The following is a 14,052-nucleotide window of genomic DNA, read 5'->3' as shown; positions in this document are numbered from 1 at the left end:
CTCATGTACCTCGCAGTTAAAAATACCATCATCGCATGCTTCTTGCAACTTTGTGCTCCAGCCATTTCAAGCTCATGCTGACAGATTTGCCAATAAGCTGGGAATAAGCTGGCCGTTCCAGATTATTGTCCGGCCTATTTCAGCCGCTTGGCCAATTGTGCAATAATAGCGCAATGCCATTTCGCTATTTGCTTCGCTACTCATGCGCCTCCCTGTGACGGTGGGGCCGATAGATGTTACCGAATTTCGCGAAGTTGGTCCAAAGCAATGTAGAACTATGCCTTGATTTCACTTGCCAAGGCCTTTACCAAGACAAGAAATCGTGCAAACACTGTATCCGTCCGACGTTCAAATCCTACCGCTATGCTGGAGATAACGGAGATCGCTGCCCGGCGGGCCCACCATTAGAATTAGGCGGTGATAAAGTTTGCGAACTTCGCCGATCTTTCGCAGTACTTGATCTACCAAGGGTTCCGCCATTACCTAGCTCCTCCGTCTTTCTTGCGTTTAGCAGTGTATCTCTTACAAGCAGAGGCAAATGATTTCCTTGCGGAAGCGCCTCCAGTGTCGCGAGTTAGAATTAGCATTATCATACTTTAATTTATAGTTAGTGACAGTTGATGTCAAGAGACTTATCGCTCTACTATTTCACGTATAAAAAGAATTTTGAAAGAGTCAAGCCCGAGAACCGTAGTAAATTCGGACCCGGTTAAATACTCACCGCTACGGCCTCGGTTGAGCCATGTTAACTGTTTGTTTCACTGAAGCCTTTCTTTCCGTTCCTCTCCCGTATTTGCTTCCAGCGCATCCTTGATGAGGTTCTTGACCGCCAGCTGCCAGCTGTTTCAAACGAACTTTTTGCAGCAGTTTAGGGGCTTGATCTTGCCTCTTCGGGATCGAATATCCCTTGTTGGTATTGTCGTTGGAAGTTTTTATTCATTTCTTTTTTCTCCTTCGGGATGCTTTTCCAGTAACTCGCGGTCTGTTTTTATAAGTCGGTATTTCTGTTTGCTACTTCGAAGTTTATCCAAAATTGTCATTTCGATCAGCCTGGCCTCCAGGTGTGGGCGCAAAATGCTTTTACGGAACCGGGTCCTGTTTGTCTGTCCCGCGGCCTTCATCAACATCTCAATGGATATAGGATTACTCGCGATTTCAAGCAGGGAAATACAGATGCCGCTTGGGACAAACTTGGGACCTCGTTCCCTGGTGACTGGCGTCTTATCAGGCAAGAATGCCCGGAAAACCTGCTCCACCTACCCCCGAAGCACCTCCGGGTACTCCATGCCGATTTCTTGGGCGAGCTGGCGGAGGGAAAACCACTCGGAGTTTCTGAGGCGCTCAAGGTAGTCGTTGGCGGTGGTCCGCATCTCAGGTATGGCCGGGTTGTTACGCAGTTCCAGGACGCACTCGATGATAAGAGCCAGCATGTCGCACTGCTTGGTGACTTTCACCTCCAAGTCGGTGTGCCCTGCAGGGCACACAACCAAAAAAGGGGCCGCACCAGGCGGCCCCCGAAATATCAAAGCTCCGGCAATCATTCGATCTATGACACTGTCTTCAGGGCTTTTTCAATCCGCTTGATCTTTTCTTCATCCTCGACCCATTGATGCCACAAGTCGGTATTTTCCTTCAAAAACCAGATCGCTGTTTTATCGACATCGTAACCATTATTTTTCATCCACGCCAAAGCCTCGTTAGTCTTTTCCAGGGTCATATGATAACGCTCAAGAAGGCCCCGGACTTCTTCGTTTGCCTGTATCCAGGCCGGATTGACGGCTTTTGCAACGGTAAAGGCGGGAGAGGCACAGGCATGGGTGGTCTCCCAGATTTCCGGATCATAGGGAGGTTCCTCGATCATAACCATGTCAAGCTCTCCAAGAAGCGGCGTAGGCTCCCAGTAATAGGCGACTATGGGCTCGTGACGTTGATAGGCTGTGACAATTACCGTGCGCAATGCCGTGGCCGAGCCCGTATCAAAGGGCTCCAATTTGTCCTCGAGACCATATCCCTTGATCTTGTCCTTGTTGATCGTGTGAGCCGCCCAACCTGTCGGGGCGTTGATAAAACGTCCCATTTCAGGGTTCTCGGGATTCTTGAATATCATCCAGTGCTCTCTGATATCCTCTATGCTCCTGACTGACGGGATTCCTTTTTCCGGATCCCCTTCTGCAACATAGTAGGGGACATACCATCCTGAACGGGCGTTGGGAAAGACCGTCCCGAGATCTATAACCTTGCCGGCTTTCGTCGCTCCTTGCCACCACTCCAGTTGCCCTTCAGTCCAGACCTCGAGAACGACGTGGACGTCTCCCCTTTCAAGGGCCACGTAGCCCGGCATTTCTTCAGAGAAAAGAAAATCCGTTTCGTAATCCCAGCCTTTTTCCATCAAAAAGGCCATTACCCTGTTGTGAAACTGGATGCTGTCCCAGGAAAGATCTGAGAAAACGACTTTTTTCGGAGTCGCCGAAACAATCCCAGAGCAAAGCATGACGACCAAAAGCGCTGAAAAAAGCATTGTAATTTGTCTCTTCACTGAAACGACCTCCTTTATTTGAATACAGAACAGCGCTCCCTCACGAAAGCTCAGTAAAAACATCGCGTGCCCCCTTCCCCTGAGCGGCGCAAGGTGCCCCTTCTGTAAGGCGAAAATTCTGAATTGTAAATCTTGGCTGGAGCGTATATAAGTATAACATAACTTGTTCAACAGCCAAAGGAGAGTGACCGCTTTGGAACCGGAAAAGCAGGAAACTGTTTCCCTGGAAAAGGCAAAGGAACAGGTCGCAAAGGCGTGCCGAAGAATTGCCATGCTCCATATCGCCTACGCACGAACTCTGGTGGAAGAACTTGGCCCCGAAGAGGGCAAGCGTCTCGCCATGCGGGCCATCAAGACATACGGGAAGCAGGTCGGGGCTTCAGCCCGTAAAAGGGTTGAAGCCCAGGGCCTGGAGAATACCCCGGAGAATTACGTGGAAGACCTGCCCGAGTTCGGCCTTTATGAAGAACTGGAAAAAATCGAGACCGGAGAAGGACTGATCAGGCGGCTGAAAGGTTGCGAAATGGGGAAACTCTGGCGCGAGTTGGGAGAAGAAGAACTGGGCCGCATCTACTGCTACATCGACTCCGCAAAATCAATGGCCTTCAACCCTGACTGGGTGCTGGTGCACAAAACCTGCATGCCCGACGGGGACCCACATTGCGACCTTTGCTACCGCCGGACCACCGAGGAGGAAAAGTCCAACTTCCTCAAGGACGACACGGACTTCGAAAACCTCGACAAACCCTGAGGACGCAGCTGGAAAATTTTTACAGGCGGCCAATTGGCCGCCTGTTTCATTTCAGGACAGACGCTCCCGTAGTTTTAGGTAATAAACGTTACTGGTTTTGGGCAAACTGCAACAATGGCCGAAAAACAGGGAAACTCGAATCTTTCCAAGGGAAGGGGCGCCCCCTGTGTCGGAAGTTCTTTTCGCCCTTGGGATTACGACCCTGGCGGGTTGGCCACAGGCGTTGGAAGTGCCATCGCCTTCTTCGCTAAACGGACGAATTACCGTTTTCTTTCCATCTCCACGGGCTTTTCACCGCCCTGGCGCCAAACTCAATTACAAGGTCCGCCACGGCTTTCGACACTTTCCAGCGCGTGGCCGTACCGTTATCGGAAGGCGGGATCCTCACCAGATTCGGTTTGACCAGCACAAGATCCCCGGGGGATACAATGTCTTCCAGCCCCTCGATCTGATCCACGGCCCTTTTGACGGCCTCGGTAATTTCCCTTTCGTCATTTTTTTGAACCTGGATGATCAATATAGTGCTCACTGAAAAATTCCTCTCTTGTTCCGGCTATCTTCTCTCTGTTACTGTCTCTTCTTTCAACTGAAAGAAAGATCAGGCGAACAGGGCCAAAGCCACCGTCAGGGTCACAAGTGCGACGAAAAGATAGAGGAACCCTGTCTCGGGCCGCCCGGAAAGGACGCCGACAAACCGCTGGAAGGGTGGGGCCGAGAACTGTCCAAGGTAGATCATGGCGCTCAGAAAGGCTGTAGCTTTCACAGATTCTCCCGGCGTGGTGCGCTCCGTGGCTTTGAGAAAAAACAGCGGGTAAACGGACCGGTTCGCAAAACCTATGAGAAGCAACGCCGCAAAAACAGCCACGGATATGGGAAACCAGGACAAGACGAGAAAACCCGCACTCATGGCCGTCAGCATGACGGGAACGAGATATTTTTTGAACACCCTCTTCGTCACCGGCAGGGCAAAGCCTGATGCAAAACCCCCGATTGTGGAACAGGAGAGAGCTATACCGGCTATCCTGACATCACCAAGGGCGTTGTTTTTCATGTGCAGGGCTAAAATCGGCGTCAGAATAAAAAAGAGCACACAAAAAAGGAACATCTCCAAAGCGACGAAATATACGTTTCGGGGGGAGACTTCCACCCGTAGGCTGGGGATCTTTCTCACCTGCAACCTCACCGGGCAGAAAGAAGGCGACCATCATCATGACCGGAACCCCCGACGCATAGAGCAAAAAAGGCAGACGCCAGGAAAAGAAAGCCAGCTGCCCTGAAAGCACCAGGGCGAACATGCCGCCCAGCATGTTGAATGAGTTTGAAAGCCCCATCATCCTGGTCCGCTCCTCTCTCTCATAGAGGTCGGAAATCAGCGACGTCGAGAAAGGGATGACCATGCCGAGGCCGACGCCCATCAAAAGCCGGGAGAATAACAAAAGCCAGATATTGTTCGCGATGCCGCTGACAGAAAAAAGCGCCAGCCCGTCCAGAATAACCTTTTTGCCGAAAACCGCTCGGCGGCCCGACCCGCCAGAAGCAACGACGGGACAAGCGCGACGGCATGCATGACTGCCACCAGTTGGACCAGCATGTGGTCCGACGACGCGAAAAATTTTCCGATCTCTCCGAGTGCGGGAGCCACTGCTCCGGTGGAAACAATTGTCAGAAGCGAGAGCGAGAGAATCGTGGGTTTTAGCATTTTAGACCGATCCATGACAATATCCTTTCCCGGATTTCACGTATCGGACAATTCTACCAGAAAGCAATAAACCTGACGGTCCGAAAAATCATGTTATTTTGCCGAGAAAGGCTTTTTCCGCCTCTACCACAAGGAAAATGGCCACTCCCACGCCTAAAATCCGGAGTCACTCCACCACACCAATCGAAACCGTTCCGAAAACAGACTGCATCAGGGGAAGATATGTAAAGGGCATCTGCAACACCAACACTTTCCCCGATAATCAGGGTGTTCACTGCCACTGTACGAGCGAACTCGTTTCCCGCGCCACCGGCCTTGTACCACGCGAACATGCCGAAAGCCCCCGCCATGAGAAGCACTTAAACATAGGAAATCCTGAAAAGCATCGAAAGCTGTACCAGGGGCTCCTTGGGCGGCCTCGGCGGTCTTTACATGACGTCTCGCTCCATGGGCTCGAAAGCAAGGGCCAGTGCAAGAGTTACGGCTGTCACCATGTTGACCCACAGGACCTGTACCGGCGTGAGGGGGATGACAAAGCCAAGGGCGATGGTCGTTACAATGACCAGGGCCTCGCCGCCGTTGGTAGGCAGCATGAAGAGAATCGTCTTTTTCAGGTTGTCATAGACGGTCCGTCCCTCCTCGACGGCATGGACGATGGAGGCGAAGTTGTCGTCGGCGAGGACCATCTCTGCCGCTTCCTTGGCCGCCTCGGTACCCTTTTCCCCATGGCGATCCCGATGTCGGCCTTTTTCAGTGCCGGCGCGTCGTTGACGCCGTCTCTAGTCATGGCGGTGATGTACCCAAGTTTTTGAAGGGCGGTAACAAGCCTGAGCTTGTGTTCCGGAGACACCCGGGCAAAAACATCGATGTCCTTGACGAGATCCGCCAGTTCTTCATCGGTGGTCTTTTCGATCTCCGGTCCTGTCATGACATGTTCACTGTCACTGATCCCCATGCTTTTCGCGATAGCTGCCGTCCGGGCTCGATCGCCGGTGATCATCTTGACCTGGATTCCCGCCCGGCGACATTCTTCGACGGCCTCTATCGCCTCGGGTCTTGGCGGGTCCATGATGGCGGCAAAACCGATGAGAGTGAAACCCTTCTCAACATCGTCAAAGTCAATATCATCCTTGCCTGAAGCGTCGTCGGCGATTGCTACCGCCAGAAGACGAAAACCTTCATCGGCCAGATCTCCGCTCAGTCTCTCCCAAAGGCCCTCGTCAATCTCTTCCATTTGCCCACTCTCTTGCATCTGGCTGTCGCACCTGGGGAGGACGGCTTCGGGAGCGCCCTTGAGAAAGACCTTCCGGTTCCCGCCAGACTCGTTGAGGGTGGCCATGAACTTGTGATCCGACTCGAATGGGATAGCATCGACCCGCTTCCATCTTTTCATGGCCTCTTCAGGCTCCAGGCCCGCCTTTTTCGCCAGGGTCAGGAGGGCCCCCTCCGTCGGGTTGCCATCGATGTTCCAGGATCCGTCATCCTCAAAGAGCCGTGCCTCGTTGCATACTGCGCCGGCCGTGACAAACCACATGAAGGCTTTATTCTCCTCCAGACCTACGGGCTTTTCATCTTTCGTCAGGAACCCATCAGGCGCATATCCCGCACCTCCGACATCTATCGCGGCTTTCGCCATTACTACCCGAGTGAACGATAGAGCAAATCCTCCATCACGCTGCGTTCCGTCTGAAACCGCTCTCTTCCTGATTCATCGTATCCTATGAATTGACTGCTAATCGTATGTTCATCAAGAGCAAAACCCAACTCCCAAAGCCCTTTCAAATTTATAGGGTGTATCTTTGCCAAACCTGCCACTCCTTTTGTTTTTTCCGGTCATTTTTGATACTGCCTGTGCTTTCCCAAAAACATAACAAAAGCCAAATAGGAAAGGAGCACAGCCAGCAAAACGAAGAGGATTACGTAAGCCAACGCTTTGTCGTAAAGCCGCCCTATAATAAAACTTCCGCAAAAAAGAGAAATACCGTATGCGGCGTTGAATATGCCATAAGCGGTTCCCCTGCGGGCAGGCGGAACGATATCGGCTATAGCCGCTCGCATTATAGTCTCGTGAACAGCCATTACCAAACCCCATAATCCGACACCAAGGCCCAAGGATATTGGATCTCTGGCAAAGGCAAAAAGCGGTATAGGAAGGGTAAAAACGGGAACGAAAAGAAGGCACCTCAAACCAACGCTGTCATACAACCTTCCGACTATCAAGGCAAACAGGGCATCTATTCCCATGGCCATGGCGTAATATATCGGTATGCTCACGTCAGAGACGAATGCTCCCGATTTCATATGATAGGCCATTATCTGAAATGGTATGAGTCCCACTCCAGCAAGACAGACGAACAACATATATCGCCAAAATACCCTTGGCAATTTGGCATCCTTTTCCTCTTCCCCCTTTGCCTCTTCTTCCACCTCGAAACTCTGGGGAGCCGGAGTCGTCCTTTTCACGAGAGTCAATACAAGCAAAATAAACACTGCAGGCACAAAGAGAAGTGAAAATCCCCCTCTAAAACCCAAGCCAAGGTATAAAGCAAGGGACATTATAAGCGGACCAATTATAGCGCCTATTTGGTCCATCGCCTCATGAATCCCAAAACCCCAACCTCTCCCCACCTGCTTGGTGGCATATGAAAGCAAAGCATCCCTTGCAGGGCTTCTGATGGCCTTTCCGAGCCGTTCGCCCAAAATAAATAGGGCAGCTATCTTCCACGAGGGCGCCACTGCGAGCAGGGGAACACACAAGATGAGACCATACCCCAAAAAGACCAGCGGCCAATATGCCTTGGACCGATCGGCCAAGCGACCGGAAAAAATGCGCACGGCGTAGCCAAGCAGCTCTCCAAAACCGACAACAAAGCCGACAGCTCCTGCGCTGGCACCAAGAGTTGCCATAAAAGCACCGGTGGAACTTCTGGCACCTTCGTAGGCCATATCCCCGAAAAGGCTCACAAGCCCCATCATCAATATAAAACGCATGGAAGCCCTTCTCACATCGTAAACTTTCGATGAATCCTTCATTGCCGCTACCCCCTTTCGTATGATGGCATAAAACCACGGTCAAAAAAACACTTATTGGCTTTATATATTGATATAATAATCTAAAAGCGTTGACTTAATCTGGAGTATAATATGACCCTGCTTGACAAACAAGTTGAATTTATTTTAAATTATACATGCTTTCGAAATTATGATGTATAAAATATTAGGGAGGGTGATACAAATGGCTGTAAAGAACGCAATGACGGCCGATTTCTTGCGCTCCGCCTACGGTGGCGAGAGCATGGCCCATATGAGGTATCTGCATTGGAGCGAGATCGCGCAAAAGGAAGGTTTTCCAAATATAGCCCGCCTTTTTAAAGCGATAGCCTATGCCGAACAGATCCACGCTGGAAACCATTTCAATGTCTTAGATGGAGATATTGGCGACCACTCTGTAACTGCAGGCGGCGTATTCGGCGTTAAAAAGACCGCAGAAAACCTGCTCGGGGGCATCATGGGAGAGGAGCACGAGGTGGAACAAATGTACCCCGCCTATTTGGAAGTGGCCAAGATGCAGGGGGAAAAGGAAGCTGTCAGGTCTTTCACCTTCGCCTTAGAGGCAGAAAAGATACATGCCGAACTTTACAAAAAGGCCAAAGAGGCAGCAGAGCAGGGCAAGGATTTCGAATTCAAGAAGGTTTACATCTGCCCCGTCTGCGGACATACCGTCTTGGACGAACTTCTCGACCAGTGTCCCGTATGTGGAGCCAAAAAAGATATATACAAAGAATTTTAATCTTGGAAGATCGCAATAATGCAACGAAGGACGCCTGGTTGTAAAATCTAATCGGGCGTCCTTTTTTATGCCCCCTGAAATGCTTTGTCTCAAAAGAAAAAGGTCAAAGGGGTTAAATAGAAAAAAATGAGTTTGAGTCGGAGAAATCGAGCCTTTATCGAGGCAGCATTGGCAACCATCTTTTGGGGAGCCTCCTTTGTGGCCATGAAGATAGCCGTAAATGAGACGAGTCCATCCATGATAGTGTGGTTTCGGTCCCTGGCCGGATTCGGCGTTTTATCCTTATGCTAACCCCCACAAACCTCGGAAAAAACCTTCAATGCATCAACTATTATTTTAGATATTTCCTCTTTTACTGCTCCACTGGCAGGAAGTATGGGCAATCTTGGAGATCCCCCGTGAAAGCCTACAATTTCCATGGCCGCCTTCATTCCCCCGATGCCGTAACGAGTTGTAACCGCTGCGTTAAGGTCTAGCAAGCCAAGCTGCAGTTTTCTGGCCTTATCCAAGTCGCCCTCTTTATAAAGATCGTGGATCGCTGCACAGTAATCCGGCAAGACGTTTGCCACAGCCAAGGTACCGCCCACTCCCCCAAGCATGAGCGTGGGCAAAAGGAAGCTCCCGGAACCGGCAAAGACGGCGAAATCATTAGGGCATTTTGCTATGATCTCTGCGATTTGGGAGATATTTCCCGAGCTATCCTTGATGCCGATGATGTTTGGGTGTTTTGCCAACCTTGCCACAAGGCTTGGGCCCATGTTTATTCCCGTGTTCCTGGGCATGTTATAAAGCATCACGGGCACCTTGCATCCATCGGCAATTGTCGTGAAATACCTTTCCAACGCCTCATCAGTCATATCGCTTTTGTAATAACTTGGCGTGACGACTAAAATCGCATCTATGCCTATGTCAGCCGATTCATTGCTCAACATAATCGTCTCGCGCAAAGACTCGCATCCAGTCCCTGCAATGAGAAGCTTATCTCTGTCAAGCGTCTCTTTAGCTGATTTCACTAGGGCGATCTTTTCCTGATAACTCAACAGGGCAAATTCTCCGTTGCTCCCCAGGACGACCAGTCCGGAAAGTTTAGTCTCGTTGAACTTCCTGACGTTATCGCAAAAACCTTCCAGATCTAAGTCGCCAGCCTCATCAAATATGGTGGCTATTGGCGCGAATATGCCTTCCACTTTTTTCAAGTAGATCACCTTCAACTTTCTCTATTTTTTTGACCGAAGATAACGCTTCGTCCAGGGACAGGCAGCTATGCATATCCCACATATGGTAGCTCCAATTTCGGGACGCCTGGCGTTTTCGCTGGTCTTCTCGTAACAAAGACCGGCATCGAAAAATTCCTCCCTTTTCAACGATGGATTCCATTCCCTCCCCGAGGGAGCCAAAACCGGACATGCACTAACGCAGGAATCACAACTACCGCATCGGGAGCTTCCTACCGGCTCGCCACTGGGAAGGGCCATCTCCGTCAAGACGGAGGCCAGCCGCAGGGCCGATCCATACTGCTCTGTCACTAAAAGGGCGCACTTGCCTATCCACCCGAGGCCTGCCCTTGTAGCTACAGTCTTGTGGGGCAAAGGCGTGGCTAATCTGTCGGCACTCACATTTGTTGTGGCCGGAATGTATTTGGCCTTCCATCCCCGCGAGACAATGAAATCCGCAGCAAATTCCGCCAATTTGCCCAAAATTTCGTTGGCCCTGTGGTAAAGGGCCGCGTATTCGCCCGTTGGCCCGTCGCTTATTTGCGATATAACGTTGGGATCAAGGGCATAGGCAATCGATATTCCAAAAGGCATTCCCGCTTCCGGAGAAATACCCTTTAGATCGGCAAAGCCGACCAAAGAAGCACCTCTTCGATGAAGTTCGTCCTTAAGTTCAAAGGCAAAATCCATGATCATCCCCCCTAGGCTCTTCCCTTTAGCTTTTCCTTTATCCTCTCCCCCGTGACGCTGAAAAAGGCGCGTTCTGCTATGTTGCTGGCATGATCACCGGCCCTCTCCAGGTACCTGGACACCAGAAGCAGATCAGTGGCCTTCTTCACAGAATAGGGATCATCCATCTTTGTTGAAGCCATGATCTGAATTATCTCTGCAAATATGCCCCTGTTCAGCGCATCCACCTCGTCGTCGCGTTTAAAAACTTCTACCAACTTATCCACATCCTTCTCCTCGAAGGCCTTGATAGCCCCCCTTACCATCTCTATTACTATCCTCGCCATCTTCGGTATGTCGATCAATGGCTTGAGCAGACCTTCCCTGTTTAACTCCAGTGCCCTTTCTGCTATATTCACGGCCTGATCTCCGATGCGTTCCAATTCCGTAATAACTTTGATGATAGTAAAGACGAAGCGTAGATCCTCTCGAACCGGCTGGCGCATAGCCAATAAGCGAAGGCACTCCTGTTCAACCTCGACTTCCACGATGTCTATTGCATCGTCCTTGCCGATGACCTCCAAAGCCATATCGTCGCTTCTTTTCATGATGGCTTCCAAAGAATCGCTTATTGACAGTTCCACCAAATCGGCCATCGAATTGAGCCGCTCGAAGAGCCATTTTCTGTCCCTCTCGAAAAGCCCCCCAACCTTCTGATCCTCTTTGAACTCTCTCTTAAAGATCAAATTCCCTCTCTCCCTGTCGATTGATAAATCTTTTATTGTCTTCTTCACTCTTATCATTATAACGTCTTGCTACGCGCGCAAATTCCAGAGATTCTCTCAAAATGGCATCGAGCAGGGTTAACAGATCGATCAATTCGGTGCCACCCTCGATCCTATGATGAGATAACATAAGCCTGTTTTTTCTTTCAGCTATTATCTGGGAAAACTCTCCATAGAGCTTAAAGGCCTTCTTCGCAAAGGAAGGATCGTCCAGGGCATAGGCGCCTAGACTGCTAGTGAATATGTCGAAAAAAAGGCCCTTAATTTCCTCCATTTCTGAAAGGAGAAGAGAGTATCCCACAACTTCCCTCTCTCCTCTGAGCAGGGGAAAAAGCCTTGCCGTGGCCAGGATGACCATATTTTTAAGGGCATTTAAGGAGTAAGAGGTGGCGACGAACTCCTTAACGAGGGCGCTATCTTCCTTCGAAATCCACGTTATTGCCGACCGATAGAAGATACAGGAATCGACCAGATCGGGCAAACTTGACTTCAATAAAAACAGACGTCCCTCATCTATGTCTCCATGAAACAATCCGTAAAGAAATTCCTCCAAAAAATTGGAGGCTCGAACTATCTCTTTTGTAAGCAGCGAAACTGCCAGGGGCGTGATGTCCACAAAGGCCCAATCGAGGTATAAGGGCTCTATGGATTCCCTGCCGCTGAAGCTGGCAAGCTTTTCTCCCATCTTGGAAAGAAACGAGACAAAGGGCAACAGCAAGATCATGTTAGTCAATACCAGCAATATTTGGAGAAAGGCTATATGAACGTCTATCGTTATGGGCAAGCTCTCTCCTATTTTTACATAAAGGGCACCCAGAGGGATCATGGGCAATATTCCAAAGACCCTGTAAAGAAATGTGCTCCATGCAAGTCCCTGAGATTTTCTTTTCTTTCCCAAAGCCGCCAGAAGGGCTGAGCTGGAAGAACCAACGTAAGCTCCCAGGATGATAGGCAAGACAGAGGGAAATGGGAGCAAGCCGGATCCGGCCATACCCATTGCTACAGCAAGGGTTGCCGTGCTGCTTTGGATAATCGATGTAAGCAAATAAGCCGTCAAAGCCATGAGAAGAAAGGAACCTGTCAAGAAAGTCATCAAGTTCCTCACCAGCTCCGAATAGACGAGCGGCTGAGACCCCAGCTTTATAAGGGCCATCCCCAGGAACACGACGGAAATCCCCTCTGCTATCTTAAAATATTCCTTCCAGCGCCCTTTAGCGAAACGTCCAAAAAACACTATGACGAAAAAGGCTACAGGGCTGTATAAAATGATGTCCAGGCTCAAAAAATATACGATCAATCCGGTACCTACACTTGCTCCCATTATGGCAACTAGGGCGCCCTCGGAGGCCATAAGCCCCACCTCTACCAAGCCCACGATAAATGATGTTGCTGCAGCACTGCTTTGCACCATTACCGAAAAGGCCAAACCAAAGAGCAGAGAAGACCCTTTTCTGGTTCCTACTTGAGACAAAAATACTTTTCCGCCTCTGCCGAGATACTTCTTTATATTCTCGGGACAGACGTTAAGTCCGTATAAAAAAAGCCCTACTCCGCCAAGGAGCAAAATAAAGCCATACAAAGGCGTCAAACCAAATCACCAACCTAGAGCCTTACAACTCCTTCCAAGATTTAAATCCCTTTCCCACGACTTCCGAAGCCTCCGTTATGACCATAAAGGCATTTTTGTCGACCATAGCCAAGTATCTCTTCAACTCCATAGTCTGTCGGGGAGTTAAAAGACACATCACTACTTTCTGTTCATGTCCCGTAAATCCCCCCTCGCCTTTGAGCAATGTCACTCCGCGACCCAGTCCGTTGATTACAAAATCTTTAACCTGATCGTACTTTTTGGATATTACGAAAACCTGCCTTCTCCTGTCGAAGGACCTCAACACCCCATCAACGGCAATTCCGCTTATGTAGATAGCCACAAGCCCGTACACCGTTCGTTCGATACCAATTACCGGAGCGGAGATCAATAGGACTGCCAGGTTTATGTAAAAGCCGTACTTTCCCACTTCCACGCCATATCTGTTTCTTAAGGCGACGACAACGATATCGGTCCCCCCGAGGGAGGCTCCGGATCTGAAGACCAACCCTCCCCCTATCCCCTTTATGACTCCTGCAAATACGGCAATCAAGAAAAGATCGTCTAAAGAAGGAGCCGGCATAAATTCGAGGAGCTTTAGAAGTAAGGAGAACAACCCGACGCCATATATCGTAAGTATCACAAACCTTGGAGACAGCTCTTTCCATCCCCAGACCAGCAATGCAGCGTTGCCGATGGCAAACAGCCACGACGGAGAAATATTGAAGACATAGGAAGACAGTACGGCCAGACCTGTCAGCCCGGAATCGGGAAATTTGTAGGGCATGATGAGGGTGAGGGTTGCGATTACAGAGATAGTCGTACCGAAGGTAATGGTAAGAAAGCTGTCTTTTTCTTGTTTTAAAAGGTGATATATATGCATAAATATCCTTTTAAAATTACTTTTGTCCACTGAAAGTCACTCTCCCTTTGAGCTGTCGGTAATTTTCCGGCATGAAAAACGGATCATATGATATCATAGGATTGAACAGAGATATCGTCCATCCCCGGTATTTACGC

Annotated in this window: 20 protein-coding genes; 3 read left to right on the top strand and 17 right to left on the bottom strand. The window is 49.9% G+C overall.

Annotated features, from left to right (window positions below):
- Positions 1–348: 348 nt before the first annotated feature.
- From BLU12_RS10190 to BLU12_RS06255, 4 genes are all read right to left on the bottom strand, one after another.
- On the bottom strand, positions 349–480 hold the full coding sequence (locus tag BLU12_RS10190) for a hypothetical protein (RefSeq protein WP_268753508.1): 132 nt from the start codon (positions 478–480) through the stop codon (positions 349–351).
- Between the two features lie 452 nt (positions 481–932).
- The gene (locus BLU12_RS10125; RefSeq protein ID WP_234945513.1) at positions 933–1,256 is read right to left on the bottom strand and encodes a Fic family protein; all 324 of its coding nucleotides are present in this window, start codon (positions 1,254–1,256) and stop codon (positions 933–935) included.
- Positions 1,257–1,460, bottom strand: a complete 204-nt coding sequence (locus tag BLU12_RS06260; RefSeq protein WP_091461415.1) for a hypothetical protein — start codon at positions 1,458–1,460, stop codon at positions 1,257–1,259.
- 86 nt (positions 1,461–1,546) lie between these two features.
- The gene (locus tag BLU12_RS06255; protein ID WP_159428511.1) at positions 1,547–2,536 is read right to left on the bottom strand and encodes an ABC transporter substrate-binding protein; all 990 of its coding nucleotides are present in this window, start codon (positions 2,534–2,536) and stop codon (positions 1,547–1,549) included.
- 193 nt (positions 2,537–2,729) lie between these two features.
- Here BLU12_RS06255 and BLU12_RS06250 point away from each other — a divergent pair, with 193 nt between their 5' ends.
- Positions 2,730–3,287, top strand: coding sequence for an L-2-amino-thiazoline-4-carboxylic acid hydrolase (locus BLU12_RS06250; RefSeq protein ID WP_040348720.1), 558 nt, complete (start codon positions 2,730–2,732; stop codon positions 3,285–3,287).
- 247 nt (positions 3,288–3,534) lie between these two features.
- Here BLU12_RS06250 and BLU12_RS10015 read toward each other — a convergent pair whose 3' ends face one another.
- The 8 genes from BLU12_RS10015 to BLU12_RS06220 form a co-directional block, all read right to left on the bottom strand.
- A complete protein-coding gene (locus BLU12_RS10015) occupies positions 3,535–3,816 on the bottom strand; it encodes an iron-sulfur cluster-binding protein (protein ID WP_009201987.1) in 282 nt (93 codons plus the stop codon).
- Positions 3,817–4,315: 499 nt separating this feature from the next.
- The gene (locus BLU12_RS10245; protein WP_242603598.1) at positions 4,316–4,732 is read right to left on the bottom strand and encodes an MFS transporter; all 417 of its coding nucleotides are present in this window, start codon (positions 4,730–4,732) and stop codon (positions 4,316–4,318) included.
- Positions 4,702–5,001, bottom strand: a complete 300-nt coding sequence (locus BLU12_RS10115; RefSeq protein WP_009201990.1) for a hypothetical protein — start codon at positions 4,999–5,001, stop codon at positions 4,702–4,704. Before BLU12_RS10115 ends, BLU12_RS10245 begins: the two co-directional genes overlap by 31 nt.
- A gap of 38 nt (positions 5,002–5,039) precedes the next feature.
- The gene (locus tag BLU12_RS06235) at positions 5,040–5,318 is read right to left on the bottom strand and encodes a hypothetical protein (RefSeq protein ID WP_050767886.1); all 279 of its coding nucleotides are present in this window, start codon (positions 5,316–5,318) and stop codon (positions 5,040–5,042) included.
- 96 nt (positions 5,319–5,414) lie between these two features.
- Positions 5,415–5,579, bottom strand: a complete 165-nt coding sequence (locus BLU12_RS09955) for a cation transporting ATPase C-terminal domain-containing protein (protein ID WP_009201992.1) — start codon at positions 5,577–5,579, stop codon at positions 5,415–5,417.
- A gap of 17 nt (positions 5,580–5,596) precedes the next feature.
- Positions 5,597–6,622, bottom strand: coding sequence for an HAD-IC family P-type ATPase (locus BLU12_RS06225; RefSeq protein WP_009201993.1), 1,026 nt, complete (start codon positions 6,620–6,622; stop codon positions 5,597–5,599).
- 2 nt (positions 6,623–6,624) lie between these two features.
- Positions 6,625–6,792, bottom strand: coding sequence for a hypothetical protein (locus tag BLU12_RS09950; RefSeq protein WP_159428510.1), 168 nt, complete (start codon positions 6,790–6,792; stop codon positions 6,625–6,627).
- Positions 6,793–6,819: 27 nt separating this feature from the next.
- Positions 6,820–8,019 carry an MFS transporter gene (locus BLU12_RS06220; RefSeq protein ID WP_091461414.1) on the bottom strand — a complete coding sequence of 400 codons (1,200 nt, stop codon included), beginning with the start codon at positions 8,017–8,019 and terminating at the stop codon, positions 6,820–6,822.
- 202 nt (positions 8,020–8,221) lie between these two features.
- Between BLU12_RS06220 and BLU12_RS06215 the strand changes: the two genes are divergently transcribed.
- Positions 8,222–8,776 (top strand): rubrerythrin family protein, encoded by a 555-nt coding sequence (locus BLU12_RS06215; RefSeq protein ID WP_091461412.1) that lies wholly within the window; start codon positions 8,222–8,224, stop codon positions 8,774–8,776.
- A gap of 126 nt (positions 8,777–8,902) precedes the next feature.
- A complete protein-coding gene (locus BLU12_RS09875) occupies positions 8,903–9,067 on the top strand; it encodes an EamA family transporter (protein WP_234945511.1) in 165 nt (54 codons plus the stop codon).
- Here the strand turns inward: BLU12_RS09875 and BLU12_RS06210 are convergent.
- From BLU12_RS06210 to BLU12_RS06190, 5 genes are read right to left on the bottom strand one after another with little or no spacing between them, the layout of a single operon-like run.
- Entirely contained in the window at positions 9,064–9,963 is a 900-nt protein-coding gene (locus BLU12_RS06210; protein ID WP_234945516.1) for a dihydrodipicolinate synthase family protein, read from the bottom strand. The two genes, BLU12_RS09875 and BLU12_RS06210, sit on opposite strands and share 4 nt — an antisense overlap.
- Before the next feature lie 30 nt (positions 9,964–9,993).
- Positions 9,994–10,680: a 4Fe-4S double cluster binding domain-containing protein gene (locus tag BLU12_RS06205; protein ID WP_234945510.1), complete on the bottom strand. Its 687-nt coding sequence runs from the start codon at positions 10,678–10,680 to the stop codon at positions 9,994–9,996.
- An 11-nt stretch (positions 10,681–10,691) separates the two neighbouring features.
- Complete coding sequence (phoU, locus tag BLU12_RS06200) at positions 10,692–11,405, bottom strand: phosphate signaling complex protein PhoU (protein WP_234945509.1); 714 nt, start codon at positions 11,403–11,405, stop codon at positions 10,692–10,694.
- Positions 11,395–13,032 carry a Na/Pi symporter gene (locus BLU12_RS06195; RefSeq protein ID WP_091461406.1) on the bottom strand — a complete coding sequence of 546 codons (1,638 nt, stop codon included), beginning with the start codon at positions 13,030–13,032 and terminating at the stop codon, positions 11,395–11,397. The genes phoU and BLU12_RS06195 overlap by 11 nt, the downstream gene beginning before the upstream one ends.
- A 22-nt stretch (positions 13,033–13,054) precedes the next feature.
- On the bottom strand, positions 13,055–13,945 hold the full coding sequence (locus BLU12_RS06190) for a YitT family protein (RefSeq protein WP_306337021.1): 891 nt from the start codon (positions 13,943–13,945) through the stop codon (positions 13,055–13,057).
- Positions 13,946–14,052: the final 107 nt, after the last annotated feature.

It is taken from the genome of Acetomicrobium thermoterrenum DSM 13490 (genome assembly GCF_900107215.1).
GTDB lineage: Bacteria > Synergistota > Synergistia > Synergistales > Acetomicrobiaceae > Acetomicrobium > Acetomicrobium thermoterrenum.
Note: the sequence above shows the minus strand (reverse complement) of the source record. Positions and strands in the feature narration are given on the sequence as shown.